Here is a 299-nt window from a genome sequence, read left to right as displayed (position 1 = left end):
ACAGCTCGGGCGAGAACAGCATCTCCACGTGCGCGAGGTACTTCTGCACCCGGCGGGCCCAGTGCTCCCACGTGAGCTCGTGGTCCTCCTTGGCCTTCGGCGAAGCGCATTTCTCGGCGTCGTGACCGTTCAGCTCCAGATGACCGAGCTCCGTGTTCGGTACGAGCACACCGTCCACGAACAGGGCGCTGCCGATGCCCGTGCCCAGCGTCAGCACGATGACGGTGCCCCGGCGGTCGCGGCCCGCGCCGAACTCCATCTCGGCCACGCCCGCCGCGTCCGCGTCGTTGAGCAAGGTC

Annotated in this window: 1 protein-coding gene; it reads right to left on the bottom strand. The window is 68.6% G+C overall.

Annotated elements, in window-relative coordinates:
- Window positions 1-299 (bottom strand): ROK family protein (locus ADL25_RS19270; RefSeq protein ID WP_159044954.1); only part of this gene is annotated, 299 nt, incomplete at both ends.

Origin of the sequence: Streptomyces sp. NRRL F-5122, from assembly GCF_001507435.1 — a bacterium.
GTDB lineage: Bacteria > Actinomycetota > Actinomycetes > Streptomycetales > Streptomycetaceae > Streptomyces > Streptomyces lannensis.
This window is presented reverse-complemented; position numbering and strand designations above follow the sequence as displayed.